This window comes from Nocardia sp. CA-135953, assembly GCF_050955735.1.
Taxonomy (GTDB): Bacteria; Actinomycetota; Actinomycetes; order Mycobacteriales; family Mycobacteriaceae; genus Nocardia.
Window position 1 is genome coordinate 5,048,766 of the sequence record NZ_CP192082.1, and the last position, 19,293, is coordinate 5,068,058.

Sequence of the window (19,293 nt, forward strand, 5' to 3'; positions counted from 1 at the left end):
CCCTTCAGCAGCCGGGTGGTTCACGCACGAAAAGGCGCCGCCGCACCTGTTCGGTGCGGCGGCGCGTTAGATATGTAGGTGTCCGGCTACGGGTGCGCTACTCCTGATCGAAGCGGCGGCGGAACCGATCCTCCATACGCTCGGAGAAACCACCGGACTTGCGCCCTCGCCCACGTCCGCCCGATCCGCCACTCGCGCCACCGGATTGGGCATTGCCCGACCGGTCGCCCTTGGCGATGCCCTTGGAACTGCCGAGCAGCAACAGCACGCCCGCGGCGAACATCACGATGAATCCGATCAGGCTGATGATCGGAAAGTCGCCGAGCTTCACCGGAGCGGCTATGCCGGCGACAAGTAGAAACAGGCCGAGGACGAACAGGGCCGCGGCCTGGAGTCTGCGACGACTCGAGGTCGAGCGAAGGCGTCCGCCGCGAACGGACGACGCGAACTTCGGATCCTCAGCATAGAGCGCGCTCTCGATCTGTTCGAGCATGCGCTGCTCGTGCTCGGAGAGTGGCACGGTACCTCCCCCGGCACTAGGATGTGGCTGTCGCCTCCGGGTAGGCGACAGATAACCAAGGTCGGCTATCTGCCACCAATGATACGAGTTCGATCAGTGCCATACCACCTACTCGCCGATAACTAAGCGGTCATACCGCCGGACCAGCCCGGCGCGGGACGCAATCGAGCCCCGGCATTCACCAGATCTTCCACGTCGTGCAGGAATGCGCCCACCCGCGAATAGAACTCGTCGGCCTGCCGATCATCCACATTGCGATCCAACCCCGCCTCCAGCGCCGCCCTGATCTCCGAACGGGCGCTGAAGTAGTCGGCCCACATGACGAATTCGGGCGCGGCGCGCTGCATCAGCACCCAGGCATTGCGCGAGCGCGCCCGCGGCGCTGCGTCTGCCCCGGTGAACGCGAGCACGGCCCCGGCACCGCGCAGCGCGGCGAGATACGCGGTCCGAAAACGTTCGCGCGGGTCGTGTTCCCCCGCCGCCTGCATCAGCAAGCCGTCCGCCCGCTGCAGCAGCTTGCCCGCCTTGCCGGGTTGCCCCGGGTGTTCGATCCGACCAGACATCAGCCGTCCCTCCGAGTCGCTCACCTGGCCTATCCTGAGCGCGAATGCCTAGTTCCAGCACCGCGGGGATCGAACAGGTATTCGAACGTTTGAATTGAGATTGAATATAGGGACACCCACCGACAACTTTCCGCGGACCGACGAGAGCCATGACAGCCGTCAAGCCCAAACACACCCCCGCCAACGCCCCTGTCGTCATCGACCTCTCCGTCGCGGCGCTGCGCTCCCGGCTGCACGACGCGCTCGCGGTGTACGTCGCGGCGATGGAATATCCGCACGGCACCGAACACCATCGCGCACCGATGTGGACCGAGCACACCACCCGCGTCGGCTGGCAGGGCGTCGCCGCCGTCATCCCCGATGATTCCGGGCAGATCAACCTGCGGACCGCGCCGATCGTGGCCATCGCATACGGCTATCGCGGCGCCGCGCACCAGTGGTGGCATCAGCAGGTGCACAGCGGGATGCGGCGCTCGGGCTGGCCGGAACATTCTGCGCGCGAACTGCTTTCGGACTATTTCGAACTGACCGAGCTGCACGTGCATCCGTCGGCGCAGGGGCGCGGCATAGGCGGCGAACTGCTGACGCGGTTGCTGGCGAATCGCGCCGAAAGCGCGGTGCTGCTGTCCACACCGGAAGTGCAGGGTGAGGCCAACCGCGCTTGGAAGCTGTATCGGCGGCTCGGATTCACCGATGTGATCCGGAATTTCGTCTTCGCCGGGGACACCAGGCCGTTCGCGATACTGGGACGGCGGCTGCCTCTGTGACCGTTGTGGTCGTCGGGTCGGGCCATAACGCGCTCGTCGCGGCCTGCTATCTGGCACGGGCCGGGGAGCGGGTGGAGGTGCTCGAGCGCGACGAGGTGCTCGGCGGCGCGGTGTCGACGGTCGAACGCTTTCCCGGTCATCTGGTCGATCGCGGATCGTCGGCACACATCATGGTGCGCCATACCGGGATCATCGAGGAACTCGAGCTGTCGCGCTTCGGGCTGCGTTATATCGATTGCGATCCTTGGGGTTTCACGCCCACGGGGCCGGATGGCGGTGCGCCGATCGTTTTCCATCGCGATCTCGATCGGACCTGTGCCGGAATCGCGGAGATTTGTGGTGCGCGGGATGCGGTGGCGTATCGGCGCTTCGTCGAAGTCTGGGGGCCGCGGTCGGCGCGGGTGATGCGCGCCTTCGGCGGTGCGCCGACGCCGGGGCGGCTGCTGCGTTCGTTCTGGGGGCTGGACGCGGGCGATGGCGGGAGTGCGTTGTCGCGGGAGTTCCTGCAGACCGGCGACGCCCTGCTGGACAGCTACTTCGACGATGAGCGGCTCAAGGCGTCGCTGGCCTGGTTCGGTGCGCAATCCGGGCCGCCGATGTCGGAACCGGGGACCGCGCCGATGGTCGGATTCGCCGCGCTGATGCATACGCTGCCGCCTGGACGGGCGGTGGGAGGAAGTGGGGCGCTGACAACGGCACTGGTCGCGCGGCTGCGCGCCGACGGCGGTGTGGTTTCGGCGGGCGATGGGGTCACCGAGCTGCGGCAGGTCGGCGCGGGCTGGCAGGTCCGCACGGCGTCGGGACGAAGCCTGCACGCGGACACCGTGATCGCGGGCACCCATGTGCTGACTACGCTGGATCTGCTGCGCGACGGTGGATTCGACGATGCAGTGCTCGACGACTGGCAGCGACGGATCCGGGTCGGCCCCGGCATCGGCATGGTGGTGCGACTCGCGACGTCTGCGCTGCCGCAGTATCCCGGTAGTTCGACCGCCGAATCCGCCAATGGTCTGCAGTTCCTCGTCTCCGATCGGCGGCAGCTGCGGCGGGCGCACGGTGCGGCGCTGGCCGGTGACCTGCCGCCGCGACCGGTGGTCCTGGCGATGAGTTTCAGTGCGCTGGATCCGAGCATCGCCCCGGCCGGTGAGCATCAGCTGTCGCTGTGGGCGCAGTGGCATCCGTACCAGCTGGCCGACGGGAGCGACTGGGCCGCGCACGCCGAGTCGGAGGCCGATCGGATTATCGCCGAAGTCGACTCCTACGCACCGGGTTTCGGCGCGAGTGTGCTGCGGCGGTACGTGCAGACGCCGGTCGATCTGGAGCGCGAGCTCGGGTTGCGCGGCGGAAATGTGATGCATGTGGAGATGTCGCTGGATCAGATGATGCTGTGGCGGCCGCTGCCGGAGTTGTCCGGGCAGCGAGTGCCCGGCGCGCCCGGGTTGTATCTCACCGGGGCGTCGACACATCCGGGTGGCGGAGTGTCCGGAGCGAGCGGGCGCAGCGCGGCACAGTTGGTACTGCGCGATCGACGGCGCAACCGGTTTCCACTGCTGCGCAGACGATGACGGAGACCACCGGGCCAGCCGTACCGGAGCCGGGCGAGCGACCTACGTCAGGTACAGAAAGCCCTGGTCCGGGGTCCACCGGGCAAGTCGAGTCCGCCCGCGCGACCGATTCCGACGTCCATAGTCCGGCGACCCCAGAGACCACCCGAGGAACCAAGTCCTCCCGCACAGCGGACCCCGACAACCACGATCCAGCCAGCCCAAAAACCACCGGATGGGCGAAATCCACCGACACAACGAAATCCGACACCCACAGCCCAGCGACCGCAGAGACCAACTGGCGAGCCGAGTCCACCGCAATGGACTCCGACGGCCACGGCGCTGACGGGAACCTGGCAAGTCGGCGCGGTCCAGGTCGGCGCGCACGGTCGGCGGCGGCCTTTCGGTGGACGCCGCGGTTACTGGTGCCCGCGGTCCCGGCGGTGCTGCTCGTGCTCGTGCAGATCAGTTATCCGCTCGCCTCGGGGGTCGCTCGCGATCGGGTGACCGTAGCGGTCGTGCTGTTGTCGGCGGGGACTGCGCTGTTGCACGCGGTGGTGACGCGTGGCATCAGGTACGCGCTGGGGTTCGTGGTGATTGTCTCCGGGCTCGGACTGGTTGCCGAAATCGTTGGCACGGCAACGGGTTTCCCATTCGGTTGTTATGAGTACGCCGATAGCAGATCGGGGCCCGCGGTGTCGGGGGTGCCATTGGTGGTCGCGCTGGCCTGGACCGGTGGGCTGTATCCGGTGTGGGTGGTCGCCGGGTTGTCGACTCGGCGGTGGGGCGGGCGAGTTGGTTTGACCGCGGTCGGGGCTGTGGGCTGGGATCTGTTCCTCGATCCGCAGATGGTGGCGGACGGGCAGTGGACTTGGTGTGCCGCTGGTCGAGGGTTGCCCGGGCTCGATGAGATTCCGTACACGAACTATCTGGGGTGGTTCGCGGTTGCGCTGGTGATGGCGTTGCTGCTGACCGGTTTGGATCGCGTCGCGGGGACGGGGAGTGCGAATACGTTTGCGCCTGCGGCGGAGTGCCTGCCGTCGACAGCGCAGACACCGGCGACAGCCCCCGATGCGGCGCGGGATGGAACATCTGCGCTGGAGTTGGGAACGCTTGACCCGACCGGTCCGGAGCACGGATCGCGAGGGCCGGTATCCCCGATCTCAGCAGCCGCGGTGGTGCCGGTGGCGGTGTTCATGTGGACCTGGCTCGGGTCGACGCTCGCGCACGCGGTGTTCCTCGATCTGCCGTATTCGGCCTGGTACGGGTGCATCGGGCTGGGGGTGCTCGGCGTGCCGCTGCTGGTGCGATCGGTCGCGGCCCGGCGGCGCTGAAGCGATGCGGACCAGCTGTCCGATACTTCGGTCGGCGTGCGTTCCGCCCGTCGCGTGGCAATTCGGGGCGACCGCCTGGCACGATGTGAGCCGTGCAGCCGAGTCCTCTCACCGCGATGCCCGACACATCGGTTCTACCGCCACGTTCTCCCCGGCCCGGAACACGGGTGGCCGCGGCAGTACTGCTGGCCGCAATGCTGGTGCCCATGCTCGCGGGCTGCCTGCGGGTGCAGGTGTCGATGGGTGTGTCGTCCAATGACCGAGTCTCCGGACGGATCGTGGCCGCGGTGGTGCCCGCGGACGCCAATGACAAGGGGCCGCAGCTCAAGGCGCCCGATTCGCTGGCCGCGAAGGTTCGGGTCGAGCCGTACAGCCAGGACGGCTATGTGGGCAGCAAGGTGTTCTTCGAGGATCTGTCCTTCGGTGAGGTCGGCCAGCTCGGCGCGCTCTCCGATCAGACCCAGGGCATGTTCAACCTGTCGTTCCAGCGCACCGGCGACCTGGTCAGCCTCAATGGCCGGATCGATCTGAAATCCGTTCCGCCGCACGGTTCGGATGTGCAGTTCACCGTGGCTTTCCCGGCCCGCGTCGCGAAGACCAACGGCAATCGCGAGGACGACTCGACCGTCTCCTGGAAACTGCCGCCCGGCGATGTCTCTACCGTGCGCGCCGAGGTCAGCTACGCGGACCCGAATACCCGCTCCTTCGCGGGCTGGGCAGGCATCGTCGGCGGTATCACCCTCGCCGTCGCCGCCATCATCGCCGCCATCGCCTATATGAACCGCAACCCGGCACCGCCCGGTGCACCGGAAACCAACTTCTCACCGAGCAATCTGTGGCGCTCGCTGACCCGCCGCTGACGCGAACCCTGCGCGCGGGCGCGGCGATCGCCGCGTGGGCGGGCGCGAGTATCGCGCTGTTCGGTTGCGGGACCGCGTTGTTCAACCGCGTGACGGTGCGCAGGCTCTCGGCCGGACCGAATACCGTGATCGAGCCGGTGTCGGTGTGTATCCCGGCACGCGATGAGGCACAGCGACTGCCCGATCTGATCAATGATCTCCGTGGCCAGGTGGGGGTGCCGCGACTGCGGGTGCTGATTCTCGACGACGCGTCCTCGGACGGGACCGAAGCGGCCGCGCTCGACGCGATTGCGGGCGATTCGCGCTTCACGGTGTTCCGCTCCGAGGCCGAACCCGCACCCGGATGGACCGGAAAGGCCGCGGCCTGCGCGCGACTGGCCGAGTTGGCGGATGCCACGGTGCTGATCTTTCTCGATGCCGATGTGCGACTGGCACCGAATGCGATCGCCGCGGCGACCGCCGAATTGCGCCGCAGCCGAACCGCATTGTTGTCACCGTGGCCGTACCAGGTGACCGAATCACTGGCCGAGGCGCTGGTGCAGCCGCTGCTGTGCTGGTCGTGGGCGACGAGCCTGCCGATCGCGGCCGCCAATCGCAGCCTGCGCCCCTCGACAGCCGTGGCCTGCGGGCAGTTCCTGGTGTTCGACGCCACCGCCTACCACGCCATCGGCGGGCATGCCGCGGTCGCCGCGAGCCCGACCGAGGACCTGGATATCGCCCGCGCGCTGCGTCGCTCGGGTCGCCGGACCGCGCTGGTCGCGGCAGGCCGAGCGGCGAGCACCCGAATGTACCGTGGCGCAGCCGAACTGGAGACCGGTTACAACCGCTGGCTGTGGTCCGCCTACGGCGGCACGACAATCGGCGGCGCGGCGGTGGGCACCGTTGCGACACTGGCCTACTGGGCGCCCCCACTCGCCGCGATCGGCGGCCGGGGCTCCATACGCACCGCCGGTCTCATCGGCTACGGCGCCGCGGTCGCCAGCCGCCTGCTCGCGCGCTCGCTGGAACGCGGCGCCACGACCCGCACCGACGCCCTTGCGGCCCTGGCACATCCGATCTCCATCGACGCCTACCTCCGCCTCTGGACCCGCTCCCGCCGCGCCCACCGCACCGCCGCGTTGACCTGGAAATCCCGCCCCTTGACCCGCTGATCAAGATCAGGTGGAGTCCGTGGGCAGCGCCCGAGAAGACCCAGCCGCCAGTGCCACCTGATCTTGATCGGTCCTCGGGGGTCAGCGCACTGTGGTGAGTCCTATGGTCGGGAGGAAGAAGCAGGGGGTGGTGTTGTTGTTCAGGGTTCCGAAGACTGCGGCGAGTACTGTGCCGGATCCGGTGTCGACTGGAACCGCGCGCACCCCACCGACCGGGAATACGGCGAAGAAGTCTTGGATGGCGCGTTCGGCCAGTGGCCTCATCTCGGTCGGGGTTTCGGCGGGCACCATCGTGCGGACCACATCGGAGATCGATCCCATGGCGGTGATGCCGCTGCGGCCATTGGCCAGGTTGACCCAGGCGACGTTCATGCCCGAAGCATTCGTGCCGTCCGGGCCGAGGCCGTAGGGGACGAAGGTGAACATGACCTGGCCCGCCTTGACGGCGGTCGGGTCGAGTCCCGGAATGGCCACCGTGGTTTTGGGCCACGGCCCGGTCACTGCGCCAGCAACCGCGGGCACCAGACCGAGGCTGCCGGTGCCGGAGCACAACGGCGCGACCGCCGGATACAGGAACGGGTCGATGCCGACGGTGCGCAGCGCGTCCACGACGGCTTGGTAACCGGCGAACAGATCACCTGGTGCGGCTTGGGTGGACGGTGCGGTCGCGGCCGGAACGCCGGGTGCGGGTATCGGCGCCGGACCCGCGGCGGCGATGCCGGGGGCGGCGAGAGTCAGCGCGGCCGTACCGGTCGCGATGGCGGCTAGCGTGGTCAGACGGCGCAGCAGGGACACGGCGGACCTCCTCGTCGGCGGGCACGAATCGAGGTCCGAGAGTACTCCGGCAAACCTTCGCAGCAGCGCTTATTTCGGCGCTCGACACGTTCGCGCCGCGCGTCCCGATGGACCGCTGCGGCGCTGCGCAGGCGGGCGATCCGGACGAAGAGCACTCGGAAAACCTGGTCCGAAATGCCGCGATCCGCTGCATGAACGAGCCAATAGTGCCTGCTCACGAGCATACAAACAAGGTCTGCGCTCACGCTGATTCGTACCCTTGTGCCGGACTTCGCCTGCTTCGCATGATATTTCGGCTAGACCCATTGACCGACCCGTGCTCGGCGTCGGACACACCATCCAGAGCGACCGAGAGACCTGGCTCGTCGACGTCGCAGCAACCCCCCGGTCACCGGGTGCGGGTGCTTCCGCCGGGAACGATGGAGGAACCGAAGTATGAGCGCATCCGTCGCATCCGATACTCCGGTATCGGAAGTCCCGATACCGGCTGCACACACCGCCACCGTAGGCACTACCGACGCGCCGGCGATCGCCAGATCCTGGCACCCGTGGCGCTGGGTCGTCAGCGCCATCGCCCTCGTGCTGCTCGCGCAGTTCGTCCACGGGCTGGCCACCAATCCGGGCTGGGATTGGTCGACGTTCGCCAAGTACTTCACCGCGAAATCGGTGCTGTCGGCGCTGAAGGTCACCTTGGAGCTGACCCTGTGGGGTACGGCACTGGGCTTCCTGATCGGCACGGCATTGGCGATCGCCCGCCTGTCGAACAATCCGGTGCTGCGGGTGATCTCGTGGGTCTATATCTGGGCGTTCCGCTCGATTCCGCTGATCGTGCAACTGCTGTTCTGGTTCAACATCGCCTACCTCTACCACACGCTTTCGCTCGGAATCCCGTTCGGCCCTTCCTTTCTCACCTTCGAGGTGAACGGGGTGATCAGCGGTTTCACCGCGGCGGTCATCGGCCTCGCATTGCATCAGGCGGCGTATGCGGCCGAGATCATCCGGGCCGGATACGTTTCGGTCGATCCGGGGCAGCTGGAAGCAGCTGCGGCACTCGGTATTCCACGGGTGCGCCAGTTCCGCACCGTCATCGTCCCGCAGGCCATGCGCTCGATTCTGCCGAATGCGACCAATGAGGTGATCAGCCTGTTCAAGGGCACCTCGATCGTCTCGGTCATGGCGATCGCGGAACTCTTCTACCAGGTCCAAGTGATCTACGGCCGCAACGGCCGGGTGGTGCCACTGCTCATGGTGGCCACCGTCTGGTACATCGTGCTGACCACGATTCTGACGGTGGTGCAGTTCTATATCGAACGCCACTACGCCAAGGGCGCGCACCGCACGCCCCCACCGACACCGGTGCAGAAAGTCTGGCGCCGGTTGCGCGAAATCGCCGAAATCGGTTCCGCCGCACCACGCGGAGCGACTCGATGAGCGCGCCGGTGGCCCCGCCTCCCGCGGTACAGGTGCGCGGGGTGCGCAAGTCCTACGGCAGCACCGAAGTACTCGGTGGCATCGACCTCACGGTCCACGCCGGTGAGGTGGTCACTGTGATCGGACCGTCCGGCTCCGGCAAGTCGACGCTGCTGCGGGTGGTCAACCATCTGGAGTCGCTGGACGCGGGCACCGTGCACATCGACGGCGAACTGATCGGATATCGGCTGCGCCGCAATAAGTTGCACGCGCTGTCGGACCGCGAAGTGCGAAAACAGCGCTCGCATATCGGCTTCGTCTTCCAGCAGTTCAATCTTTTCCCGCATCTGACGGTGCTCGAAAATGTCACGCTCGCACCGATTTCCGCGCAGGGTCGCCCGCGTGCGGAAATCGAGGCCGAGGCACGGGATCTGCTCGAGCGGGTCGGCATCGGCGATCTGACCGACGCCTACCCGCGGCGCCTGTCCGGCGGACAACAGCAGCGCGTGGCCATCGCGCGGGCATTGGCGCTGCGACCGCCGGTGATCCTCTTCGACGAACCCACCTCCGCGCTGGATCCGGAGCTCGTGGGCGAAGTCCTCGATGTGATCCGCGGTCTCGCCGACGGCGGGACCGCGCTGGTGATCGTCACCCACGAAATCGGTTTCGCCCGTGAGGTCGCCGACACCGTCGTATTCCTCGACGGCGGCGTGATCGTCGAACAAGGTCCGCCCGCCGCCGTACTCGACAACCCGCAACACCCGCGCACCCGCGCATTTCTGTCCCGAGTCCGCTGAGCGCGGTGCGCGCTCCCCGATGAACAGGTATTCGATGAAGCTCTCTGCCCTGGTCGGCCTGGTCGCCACCGTCGCCTTGCTGGCCACCGGCTGCGGCACCGATCCGGACGCGGAAAACTCCGCGCAGCCCGCCGGTTCGATCACCTTCGACCTCTCCCCCGGCCAGTCCGGCCGGATCCATGCCCCCAAGGTCGATGCCATTGCCGCCGAACTGCCGCAGGCCATTCGGGAACGCGGCACACTCGTCGTCACCGGATCCGGTGGTGCCGCGCCGCCATTGCGGTTCTACGCCACCGACGATAAGACCATCGTCGGGTCCGAGATCGATTTCGCCTCGCTCATCGCGGACATTCTCGGGCTGAAACTCGTTGCGCAGGTGGCCGATTGGTCGCAGAACTTCGTGCGGGTCGACTCCGGCGAGGCCGATGTCTTCATCTCCAATGTCACCGTGACCGAGGAGCGCAAGGAGAAATACGACTTCGCCACCTATCGCAATGACACCGTCGCGCTCGAGATCCCGAAGCAGAGCACGCTCGATTTCAAGGATCGTAAGAGCCTGGCGGGCAAGCGGATCGGCGTCGGCAGCGGCACCAATCAGGAGCAGTTGCTGGTCAAGTGGAACGAGCAGAATATCGCCGAGGGCCTGGCCCCGATCGATATCGCCTACTTCCAGCAGGTCACCGACTATTACCTGGCACTGGCCTCGCAACGCCTGGACGGCTACATCGGCCCGAATCCGTCCGCGATCTATCACAGCACCATCGCGAATCAGACCCGGATCGTCGCGACCTTCTCCGGTGCCGGTGACGCATTGCAAGGCGAGATCGGCGTGCTCACCAAGAAGGACAACGGGCTGATCGGCCCGATCAACAAGGCCATCGACAACGCCATCCAGACCGGCACCTACCAGCAGGTCATCGACCGCTGGGGGTTGAAGACCGAGACCGTGCCGAGTTCGCGAATCAATCCGCCCGGCCTACCGAAGAAGTCGTGATCGCATGAAGTTCCTGCTGTTCACCCTTGTCTCCCGGGTGCCGGATCCGAATACCGGTCGGCTGCCAGAGACCAGGGAGCGACTGCTCGATGTCATCGGCCAGGCCCGCACCGCCGAGGAACTCGGCTACGACGGGTTCGCCGTCGGCGAGCGGCACGAGGATCCGTTCCTCTCGGCCGCACCACCGGTGCTCCTGTCCCATATCGCCGCGGTCACCTCGCGGATCAGTCTGTTCACCGCCGTCACCACGTTGAGTCTGTTGGATCCGGTGCGCGCGTTCGAGGACTATTCGACGCTGGACAATCTCTCCGGCGGCCGCCTCGAACTCATCATCGGCAAGGGCAACGGTGCGGCCCAGGCGAAGTTGTACCACGTCACCACCGAGGACCAGTGGGATCGCAATCGCGAAGGCTACGAACTGTTCCGGGCGCTGTGGGACAGCGATACCGTGACGTGGTCGGGCCGATTCCGACCGGCACTGGTCGAGGCCAAGGCGCTGCCGCGGCCCTGGCAGGCGCGTATCCGCATCTGGCACGGCAGTGCGACCAGCCGCGATTCGGTGGAACTCGCCGCACGCCATGGTGACCCGCTGTTCTCGGCGAATGTCACCAATCCGATCGAACCGTACGCCGAACTGGTGCGCCACTATCGGGAGCGGTGGGAGCACTACGGGCACGATCCGGCGGATGCACTGGTCGGCGCGGGCACCGCGGGATTTCATGTGGCGCGCACGTCACAGGAGGCCCTCGGTGTGTATCGCCCGATCTTCGAGGCTCGACTGACATTGGCGCGCAAGCTCGGGCTGCCGATCGTCTTCGAGACGCTCGACGATTTCGTCGCGCGCAGTTCGGCACTGGTCGGCAGCCCGGAGCAGGTGATCGACAAAGTGAGTCGCCAGCACGAGGCGTTCGGGCACGAGGTGATCCACTTGTCGGCCGAACGCGACGGCCGCACCGAATCGCAGTATCGCACCGGCCTCGAACTCTTCCAGGCCGAGGTCGCACCCGAACTGCGGCGACGCATCCCGAGCCGACCGCTGGCCACCGCCCCCAATACCGCACGTCCCACCGACTACGACATCGATTCCCGTGGCGAACTCGTCCGCACCGAAACATCTGGAGTACCACAGTGATCCGTCCCCGCCACCGAATCGCGGCCGTGGCCGCCGCAGTCATCGCGGCCGCGAGTCTCGCCGCCTGCGGCAGTGATTCGGCCACCGGCGGCGCTGACGCGGGTCCGCCACGGCCGGGCGGCACACTGCGCTATGGCCTTTCGCAGGCGCCGACCTGCTCGGATCCGGCGCAGTCCGGCACCAACCAGACGCTGTACGTGACCCGCCAGATCGTGGATTCACTGACCGATCAGGATCCGAAGTCCGGTGAGATCAAGCCGTGGCTGGCCAAGAGCTGGGAAATCTCCCCCGACGCCAAGGTGTTCACCTTCCGTCTCGCCGACGGCGTCACCTTCAGCGACGGCACCCCGCTCACCGCGGATTCGGTGCGCAACACGTTCGATTCGGTGATCAAGCTGGGCGCGGGCAAGACGCCGCTCGGCTCCAGTTATCTCACCAATTACGTCGGCACCACCGCGGTCGACAAGCTGACCGCGCGGGTCGAATTCAGCAAGCCCAATGCCCAATTCCTGCAGGCCTCTTCGACCGCGCAGCTCGGTATTCAGGGCGATACCACGACGGCCGAACCCGCCGATCAGCGCTGCCTCGGCGACAATGTCGGCAGCGGACCGTTCACCTACGCGGCCTGGCGCCAGGACGCCTCGGCGACCCTGGCCAAACGCGCTGGATACCGCTGGGGTTCGGCGGTTTTCGCCCATCAGGGCGAGGCCTATCTGGACAAGATCGAGTTCACGGTCGTGCCCGAATCCGGTGTTCGCACCGGCAGTCTCATCTCCGGCCAGCTCGAAGCCGTCAGCGATGCGCTGCCGCAGGACGCACCGCAGATCGAGGCCGCGAGCGGGCGGGTGCTGAGCACCGCGAATCCCGGTGTGCCGTTCGGCTTCCAGACCAATGTCACCCGCGGGCCGCTGCGCGATGCGGCGGTGCGCCAGGCGCTGCTGCCCGCGATCGACCGGAAACAGCTGGTGGACACCGTGCTCGGCCCGCAGTTCAAACCCGCTACCAGCACCTTGGCCAGCAGCACGCCCGGCTACCAGGACCTTTCGGCCCGGCTGAGCCACGACCCGGCCAAGGCGCGCGGCATCCTGGACCAAGCGGGCTGGACGCCGGGCGGTGATGGAATCCGCGCGAAGAATGGTGAGCGCCTGTCCTTCTCGGTGCTCTTCAGTCAGGCGTTCGCGGGTAATCAGGCCATCCTGGAGCTGGTGCAGCAGCAGGTGCGTGAGGTGGGCATCGAGCTGAAGCTCGATCTGGTGTCGGGGCCGGAGAGCACGGCTCGGCAGAACGTCAAGGATTTCGACACCACCTACTACAACACCACCCGCGCCGACGGTGACATTCTGCGCACCTCCTTCAGTGTCGACGGACGCAATCTCAATGCCCGCGAACGCATACTGGCACTGGACGATGTGCTCGACGGGCAGCTCGGCACCTCGGATACCGCCGAACGCACCGCACTGATCGGCACCGCGCAACAGGCAGTACTCGATGCGGGACTGTGGATTCCGACGGTCGAACTGTCGCAGGCCATCGGTGCGGCACAGAGCGTGCAGGATCTGAAGTTCGAGGCCTCCGCGCGGCTGCAGTTCTTCGATACCTGGTCGAGCGGGCGGTAGTCATGGCTCGGTATGTGGTTGTGCGGGTCCTACAGGCGATATGGGTGCTGTGGGCGGCCTTCACCATTTCGTTCGTGGTGCTCTACCTGCTGCCCGCCGATCCGGTCTCCATCGCGGCCGACGGTGCGGGTGCGGGCACCCCGATCGACAAGGCCGCGATCGCCGAACTCCAGGCGCGCTACGGACTGGATCGTCCGCTCTGGGAACAGTATTGGACCGCACTGACCCACGCGCTGACCGGTGACCTCGGCCACTCCATCGCCACCGGTCAGCCGGTCACCAGCGCATTGGGCGACGCGCTGCCCAATACACTCGGATTGGCCGGTCTGGCACTGCTCCTCGCGGTGCTCGGCGGGGTGAGCGTGGCGTTCGCGGCGACGTATGTCCGCCGCCCGTGGTTACGCGACGCGCTCAGCTCACTGCCCTCGCTCGGGGTTTCGGTGCCGACATTCTGGACCGGACTGCTACTGCTGCAACTCTTCTCGTTCCACTGGCGGATCGCTCCGGCCTTCGGCGGACATGGTTTCACGGGCACGGTACTGCCCGCGCTCACCCTCGCCATACCTATCGGTGCGGTGCTGGCCCAGGTGCTCGCCGCCGGGCTGGCCTCGACCTGGCGTCAGCCGTTCGTCGATGTGGCACTGGCCAAGGGTGGCGCGCGCGGTTGGGTGCTGCGCAAACATGTGCTGCGTCCGGCCAGCGTGCCGACGTTCACCATCGCCGGTGTGCTGGTCGGCAATATGCTCGCCGGATCCGTGGTGGTGGAGACCGTTTTCGCCCGTCAGGGCGTGGGTCGGCTCACCCAGACCTCGGTACTGGCCCAGGACATTCCGGTGGTGCAGGGCATCGTGCTGCTCACCTCGACGGTCTTCGTCACCGTGAATCTGGCCGTGGATCTGCTGTATCCGCTGCTCGATCCGCGCATTGCCGGTCGATCCGGCCGTGCGACAACCGATTCCGAGACCGCCGCGAACGATATCGCGGAGGAGGTGGTCGTCCGTGCCTGAGCCACTCGTCACGCACACCGGCGCCGCGTCCGGCCCTCTCGTCAGTGGCTTCGCGTCGTGGCCTGACCTTCGACAGCAGGTGACCGATCATGGTTGATATCGCCGATGAGTCGCGGCGGATCGCGCTTCCCGGACTCCGCCGACCGGCTCTGCGGTGGAAGTCGCTGCGCGGCAATGTCGTAGTGATCCTGTCCGGCGCCGTCGCGGTGCTCGCGCTCGGCTGGGCACTGTTCCCTTCGGTTTTCGCCGGCGGTGATCCGCTGACCGGTGTGCCCGCGCAGAAATTCCAGGCCCCGAGTGCCCGACACTGGTTCGGGACCGACAATCTCGGGCGCGATCTGTACACCCGGATGGTGCACGGCGCGGGACTCTCGCTCACCGCCACCCTCTCGGCGGTCGCCATCGCCCTGATCGCCGGGTCGATACTCGGGCTGCTGTCCGGATCGCTCGGCGGCTTCGTCGACACCGTCATCATGCGGTTCGTCGACGTGCTGCTGTCGATTCCATCGCTGCTGCTATCGCTCGCGCTGGTCACCGCGCTGGGGTTCGGCACCCGCAATGTGGCCGTCGCGGTGGGTGTTTCGCTGATCGCCAACTTCGCGCGGGTCATGCGCTCGGAGGTGCTGCGGGTGCGACAGGCGCCGTATGTGGAGGCGGCACACGCTTCCGGGGTCCGCTGGTACATGGTGCTGGCCCGACACGTCCTTCCGAACTCCTATCAGCCGGTACTCGCCCTGGCCGCAGTCGAATTCGGTCTGGCGGTGCTCTCGGTCTCGGCGCTGAGCTTCCTCGGCTACGGCGCGAAACCCCCCGCCCCCGAATGGGGCTCACTGATATCGGAGGGACGCAATTTCCTCGCCACGGCTTGGTGGATGACCACCCTGCCGGGCCTGGTGATCATCGTCGTCGTCCTCTCGGCCCAACGCCTCGGCCGCGCCGCAGGAAGGAGTCACAGCGCATGAGTGAGTGCATTACGTCCGCCGATCCGACGGACGGTACGCCAGATATCCGCGACGTCACAAATGATGGGTCGGCAGCAGCACTGTTGCGCATCGACGGCCTGCATGTGCGCTACACCTCCGACAGCGGCGATGTCGCCGCACTCACAGCCGTATCCCTCACCGTCGCGCGCGGCGAGGTCGTCGCGCTGGTCGGCGAATCCGGTTCCGGCAAGTCGACTCTCGCGCAGTCGGTGATCGGCTTGCTCGGCCGCAATGCCGAGATCACCGGCGGGACCGTCACCTTCGACGGTGAGACGGTGGATACCGGATCCGAACGGGCGCTGCGGCGGATTCGCGGCGCACGGATCGGATTCGTACCGCAGGATCCTGGGCTGTCGCTGAATCCGGTGCGGCGCGTGGGTGATCAGGTCGCCGAGGCGCTGCTCGTGCACGGACTCGCCGATCGCCGCGATGCGGCCGCGCGGGCGATCGAATTGCTCGCCGACGCAGGATTGGATCTGCCGGAGCTACGGGCGGCGCAGTATCCGCACGAACTGTCCGGCGGCCAACGGCAGCGGGTGCTGATCGCGGCGGCGCTCATCGCCGGACCGGAACTGCTGATCGCCGATGAGCCGACCAGTGCGCTCGACGCCACGGTGGCGCGGCGGGTGCTCGACAAACTCGCAGCGCAGACCGCGGCACGCGGTACGGCGGTGCTGCTGATCACCCACGATCTGGCGATCGCCGCCGAGCGGGCCGATCGGACCGTGGTGCTGAGCGGCGGGGAAATCGTCGAAACCGGGCCGACCGCGACGGTGCTCGCCGAACCCCGTCATCCGTACACGAAGCGATTGCTCGCCGCCTCGCCGAGTCTGGCCCCGTTCGACGGGTTCCGCCCGCCGCGGGTGAGCGCCGGTCCACCACTGCTCACCGTGCGGGATGTGCACAAGCGATTCCGCGCACCGGCCGGTGGTTCGGTCACCGCGGTGGCGGGTGTCGGATTCGAACTCGGTCGCGGCGAAACTCTGTCACTGGTCGGCGAATCCGGGTCCGGCAAGTCCACCATCGCGCGAATCGCATTGCGGCTCACCGAACCCGACAGCGGCGCGATCACGTTCGACGGGCAAGACCTGACCGCGGTGAAAGGCGGACGGCTGCGCGACCTGCGTCAGCGCTTCCAGGTGGTCTACCAGAATCCCTATGGCTCACTGGATCCGCGCTGGCGGGTCGGATCGATCATCGAGGAACCGCTGCGAGCCTATGCCGTCGGCGATCGCAAGGCCAGGCAGGAGCGGGTACGGGAACTGCTCGGCCAGGTCGCGCTACCGGAGAACTTCGCCCAGCGCCGCCCAGCGGAACTGTCCGGCGGACAACGCCAACGCGTCGCCATCGCCCGCGCCATCGCCCTGCACCCGGACCTGCTCGTTCTCGACGAACCGGTCTCGGCACTCGACGCTTCCGTCCAGGCCCAGATCCTGGAACTGCTGGACCGCCTGCAAACCGAACTCGGACTGAGCTACCTGTTCATCTCGCACGACCTCGCCGTGGTCCGCCGCATCAGCGACCGCGTCGCGGTCATGCGCGGCGGTCGCATTGTCGAATCCGGCTCCACCGCCGAGATTTTCGACAACCCACAGCACGAGTACACCCGCGAACTGCTGTCGGCCATTCCCACACCGCACCTCGCCGCTCCGGGGGCGGCCTGATGACCAGCACCCGACCAAGCCATCCCCATCGCAACCGCACACTCGAAGGAGTCAGAGCGTCATGACGACCAGCATCACCAGTCTTTTCGAAACCGAGTGGGCGCATTGGCATCACGCCAGGGAAGAGCAACTGCGCGATCCGCTCGGCTTCCTGAGCCTGACCGGATTGCATTGGCTCACCGACCAACCCGAGCGCATTCCCGACATTCCCGGCACCTGGTGGGTCACCGACGACAAGGTGTTCATCACCGCCCAGCCCGCCGACCGCCTGCGGTTCGAGGGCACCGACATCGCGGGCGTACAGATCGTCACACCGGCCGAAGGCGCACCGGGACTCGCGGTGCTGCACGAGAATCGGGTGCTCGAGGTGATTCGCCGCAGCGGCCGCTACGCCGTGCGCGTGCACGACCCCGCCGCACCCACATTGCCGAGCTTCGAGGGCATCCCGGCCTATGCCCCGGACCAGCACTGGGTGGTCGAGGGTCGCTTCGAACCGTTCGACGAGCCGCGCACGATCACCACGGGCGCCGTCATCGACGGACTCGAGCACCACCACACCGCCTCGGGCACCATCGCATTCAGCATCGGCGAGGTCACCGAGCGCGTCATCGCCTTCGGCGCGCCGAGCAACCTGCGAGTGCTGTTCACCGACGCCACCAGCGGCGTCACCACCTATCCGGCGGCCCGCTCGCTGGCCGTCGAGGCACCCGACGCCCATGGGACCGTGCGTCTCGATTTCAACCGGGCGGCCAATCTGCCCTGCGCCTTCACCGATTTCGCCACCTGCCCGCTGGCACCCGCGGAAAACCGGCTGCGGGTCGCCATCGAAGCGGGCGAACAGCATCCGCGCCTAGGACGGTCCGCATGACGATCCCGCTTTCCATCCTCGATCTGGCCCCGATCAGCGCCGGATCCACCGCCCAGCAGGCCTTGCGCAACACCATCGATCTGGCCCAGCACGCCGAGCAGTGGGGTTACCGCCGCTACTGGCTTGCCGAACATCATTTCGTTTCGGTGGCGAGTTCCTCCTCCATCACGCTGATCGGCCTGGTCGCGGCGGCCACCACCCGGATTCGCGTCGGCTCGGCGGCGGTTCAGGTCGGCCACCACACCTCGGCATCGATCGTGGAGGCGTTCGGCACCATCGACGCTCTCTACCCGGGGCGGCTCGACCTGGGCCTCGGCCGATCGGGCCATCGCCGCACCCAGTTCGGCGCGCGGCCCGCGCATCCGAAGGGCGGTCACCCGGTCGTCGATACCGTGACCGGACGCACCGAGGTCCGCGACGGTGTGGTGGTTCCGCCGCCGTTCGATCCCGGACGGATCACCGACCGGTCCAGGTTCATCGCCTCGCTCGGCGCGCTGCAACAGCAGGGCGCGCAGGCACCGGACTTCCCTGACCAGGTCGACGAGGTGCGCGCCCTGCTCAACGGCACCTACAAGAGCGCCGAAGGCATTGCGCTGCACGCGGTTCCGGGTGAGGGCGCACAGGTCGAGCTGTGGTTGTTCGGCAGTACGGCCAGCGAAAGCGCCGAATTGGCGGGCAAACTCGGTCTGCCCTTCGCCGCCGCCTATCACGTCTCACCCGGTACTGCCCTGGATGCGGTCGCGGCCTATCGAGCGGCCTTCCGCCCCTCGGCCGAACTCGCCGAGCCGTATGTGGTGATCTCCGCGGACGTGCTCGTCGCCCCCGACGACACGCGCGCCCGACATCTGGCCGCCACCTACGGTCACTGGGTGCACAGCATCCGCAGCGGTGCCGGCGCCGCGGACTACCTCGATCCGGATACCGCCACCCCGCTGACGCCGGAGCAGCGCCGACTGGTCGACGACCGCCTCGCCACCCAATTCGTCGGCGGCCCGGGCACCGTCATCGAACGCCTGCAGGCCCTGCAGCGGGTCACCGGCGCGAACGAACTCCTCGTCACCAGCATCACTCATCGTCACGAGGACCGCTTGGAATCCCACCGGCTCCTCGCCGATGCATGGAGTCGCTCCCCCGCCTCCCCGGATCTTTTGCCAGCCGTAGGAACCCCGACGGTACCGTCGCGGATCGGCGGTTGACCACGGAGCAGTTCGGGCGTACCCGAGAGTTACCCATGTGCTCAGCTCTTTCGTCGTACGTCTGAGTCTGCCCCGGCGGGGCTCGGCGTACG

18 protein-coding genes and 1 riboswitch are annotated in these 19,293 nt (G+C 67.3%); of the genes, 15 read left to right on the plus strand and 3 right to left on the minus strand.

Annotated features, from left to right (window positions below; genetic code table 11):
• Positions 1–97: 97 nt before the first annotated feature.
• Positions 98–520: a DUF3040 domain-containing protein gene (locus ACQPXH_RS23190; protein ID WP_062988705.1), complete on the minus strand. Its 423-nt coding sequence runs from the start codon at positions 518–520 to the stop codon at positions 98–100.
• A gap of 122 nt (positions 521–642) precedes the next feature.
• On the minus strand, positions 643–1,083 hold the full coding sequence (locus ACQPXH_RS23195; RefSeq protein ID WP_387295035.1) for an SAV_6107 family HEPN domain-containing protein: 441 nt from the start codon (positions 1,081–1,083) through the stop codon (positions 643–645).
• Positions 1,084–1,232: 149 nt separating this feature from the next.
• On the opposite strand from ACQPXH_RS23195, the gene ACQPXH_RS23200 reads away from it, so the two are divergent.
• The 5 genes from ACQPXH_RS23200 to ACQPXH_RS23220 all read left to right on the plus strand — a co-directional run bounded on the left by ACQPXH_RS23200 (position 1,233) and on the right by ACQPXH_RS23220 (position 6,739).
• Positions 1,233–1,850 (plus strand): GNAT family N-acetyltransferase, encoded by a 618-nt coding sequence (locus tag ACQPXH_RS23200; RefSeq protein ID WP_433598613.1) that lies wholly within the window; start codon positions 1,233–1,235, stop codon positions 1,848–1,850.
• A complete protein-coding gene (locus tag ACQPXH_RS23205; protein WP_433598614.1) occupies positions 1,847–3,415 on the plus strand; it encodes a phytoene desaturase family protein in 1,569 nt (522 codons plus the stop codon). Before ACQPXH_RS23200 ends, ACQPXH_RS23205 begins: the two co-directional genes overlap by 4 nt.
• Positions 3,416–3,819: 404 nt before the next feature.
• On the plus strand, positions 3,820–4,728 hold the full coding sequence (locus ACQPXH_RS23210) for a carotenoid biosynthesis protein (RefSeq protein ID WP_433598615.1): 909 nt from the start codon (positions 3,820–3,822) through the stop codon (positions 4,726–4,728).
• Between the two features lie 116 nt (positions 4,729–4,844).
• Complete coding sequence (locus ACQPXH_RS23215; RefSeq protein ID WP_433603555.1) at positions 4,845–5,588, plus strand: LppM family (lipo)protein; 744 nt, start codon at positions 4,845–4,847, stop codon at positions 5,586–5,588.
• A gap of 8 nt (positions 5,589–5,596) precedes the next feature.
• Positions 5,597–6,739 carry a glycosyltransferase gene (locus ACQPXH_RS23220; RefSeq protein ID WP_433603556.1) on the plus strand — a complete coding sequence of 381 codons (1,143 nt, stop codon included), beginning with the start codon at positions 5,597–5,599 and terminating at the stop codon, positions 6,737–6,739.
• Between the two features lie 81 nt (positions 6,740–6,820).
• Here the strand turns inward: ACQPXH_RS23220 and ACQPXH_RS23225 are convergent, their stop codons facing one another.
• Complete coding sequence (locus tag ACQPXH_RS23225) at positions 6,821–7,534, minus strand: hypothetical protein (RefSeq protein ID WP_433598616.1); 714 nt, start codon at positions 7,532–7,534, stop codon at positions 6,821–6,823.
• Between the two features lie 332 nt (positions 7,535–7,866).
• Positions 7,867–7,960: riboswitch (SAM riboswitch) on the plus strand.
• 9 nt (positions 7,961–7,969) lie between these two features.
• Here ACQPXH_RS23225 and ACQPXH_RS23230 point away from each other — a divergent pair.
• The 10 genes from ACQPXH_RS23230 to ACQPXH_RS23275 all read left to right on the plus strand — a co-directional run bounded on the left by ACQPXH_RS23230 (position 7,970) and on the right by ACQPXH_RS23275 (position 19,201).
• Positions 7,970–8,965 (plus strand): amino acid ABC transporter permease, encoded by a 996-nt coding sequence (locus tag ACQPXH_RS23230; protein WP_433598617.1) that lies wholly within the window; start codon positions 7,970–7,972, stop codon positions 8,963–8,965.
• Positions 8,962–9,741 (plus strand): amino acid ABC transporter ATP-binding protein, encoded by a 780-nt coding sequence (locus ACQPXH_RS23235; protein WP_433598618.1) that lies wholly within the window; start codon positions 8,962–8,964, stop codon positions 9,739–9,741. Before ACQPXH_RS23230 ends, ACQPXH_RS23235 begins: the two co-directional genes overlap by 4 nt.
• Before the next feature lie 19 nt (positions 9,742–9,760).
• Positions 9,761–10,735 (plus strand): ABC transporter substrate-binding protein, encoded by a 975-nt coding sequence (locus tag ACQPXH_RS23240; protein ID WP_433598619.1) that lies wholly within the window; start codon positions 9,761–9,763, stop codon positions 10,733–10,735.
• 4 nt (positions 10,736–10,739) lie between these two features.
• A complete protein-coding gene (locus ACQPXH_RS23245; RefSeq protein ID WP_433598620.1) occupies positions 10,740–11,867 on the plus strand; it encodes an LLM class flavin-dependent oxidoreductase in 1,128 nt (375 codons plus the stop codon).
• Positions 11,864–13,483, plus strand: a complete 1,620-nt coding sequence (locus ACQPXH_RS23250; protein ID WP_433598621.1) for an ABC transporter substrate-binding protein — start codon at positions 11,864–11,866, stop codon at positions 13,481–13,483. Before ACQPXH_RS23245 ends, ACQPXH_RS23250 begins: the two co-directional genes overlap by 4 nt.
• A gap of 2 nt (positions 13,484–13,485) precedes the next feature.
• A complete protein-coding gene (locus tag ACQPXH_RS23255) occupies positions 13,486–14,490 on the plus strand; it encodes an ABC transporter permease (protein ID WP_433598622.1) in 1,005 nt (334 codons plus the stop codon).
• Positions 14,491–14,579: 89 nt separating this feature from the next.
• On the plus strand, positions 14,580–15,452 hold the full coding sequence (locus tag ACQPXH_RS23260; RefSeq protein ID WP_433598623.1) for an ABC transporter permease: 873 nt from the start codon (positions 14,580–14,582) through the stop codon (positions 15,450–15,452).
• Complete coding sequence (locus tag ACQPXH_RS23265) at positions 15,449–17,137, plus strand: dipeptide ABC transporter ATP-binding protein (protein ID WP_433598624.1); 1,689 nt, start codon at positions 15,449–15,451, stop codon at positions 17,135–17,137. Before ACQPXH_RS23260 ends, ACQPXH_RS23265 begins: the two co-directional genes overlap by 4 nt.
• A gap of 61 nt (positions 17,138–17,198) precedes the next feature.
• Positions 17,199–18,005: a DUF1684 domain-containing protein gene (locus ACQPXH_RS23270; protein WP_433598625.1), complete on the plus strand. Its 807-nt coding sequence runs from the start codon at positions 17,199–17,201 to the stop codon at positions 18,003–18,005.
• A complete protein-coding gene (locus ACQPXH_RS23275; RefSeq protein WP_433598626.1) occupies positions 18,002–19,201 on the plus strand; it encodes an LLM class flavin-dependent oxidoreductase in 1,200 nt (399 codons plus the stop codon). Before ACQPXH_RS23270 ends, ACQPXH_RS23275 begins: the two co-directional genes overlap by 4 nt.
• The last annotated feature ends 92 nt before the right edge of the window (positions 19,202–19,293 follow it).

Coding starts and splice junctions, on each gene's coding strand:
- ACQPXH_RS23195 (WP_387295035.1), bottom strand. CDS start 1,083: ATGTCTGGTCGGATCGAACACCCGGGGCAACCCGGCAAGGCGGGCAAG.
- ACQPXH_RS23200 (WP_433598613.1), top strand. CDS start 1,233: ATGACAGCCGTCAAGCCCAAACACACCCCCGCCAACGCCCCTGTCGTC.
- ACQPXH_RS23215 (WP_433603555.1), top strand. CDS start 4,845: ATGCCCGACACATCGGTTCTACCGCCACGTTCTCCCCGGCCCGGAACA.
- ACQPXH_RS23230 (WP_433598617.1), top strand. CDS start 7,970: ATGAGCGCATCCGTCGCATCCGATACTCCGGTATCGGAAGTCCCGATA.
- ACQPXH_RS23235 (WP_433598618.1), top strand. CDS start 8,962: ATGAGCGCGCCGGTGGCCCCGCCTCCCGCGGTACAGGTGCGCGGGGTG.
- ACQPXH_RS23240 (WP_433598619.1), top strand. CDS start 9,761: ATGAACAGGTATTCGATGAAGCTCTCTGCCCTGGTCGGCCTGGTCGCC.
- ACQPXH_RS23245 (WP_433598620.1), top strand. CDS start 10,740: ATGAAGTTCCTGCTGTTCACCCTTGTCTCCCGGGTGCCGGATCCGAAT.
- ACQPXH_RS23255 (WP_433598622.1), top strand. CDS start 13,486: ATGGCTCGGTATGTGGTTGTGCGGGTCCTACAGGCGATATGGGTGCTG.
- ACQPXH_RS23260 (WP_433598623.1), top strand. CDS start 14,580: ATGGTTGATATCGCCGATGAGTCGCGGCGGATCGCGCTTCCCGGACTC.
- ACQPXH_RS23265 (WP_433598624.1), top strand. CDS start 15,449: ATGAGTGAGTGCATTACGTCCGCCGATCCGACGGACGGTACGCCAGAT.
- ACQPXH_RS23270 (WP_433598625.1), top strand. CDS start 17,199: ATGACGACCAGCATCACCAGTCTTTTCGAAACCGAGTGGGCGCATTGG.
- ACQPXH_RS23275 (WP_433598626.1), top strand. CDS start 18,002: ATGACGATCCCGCTTTCCATCCTCGATCTGGCCCCGATCAGCGCCGGA.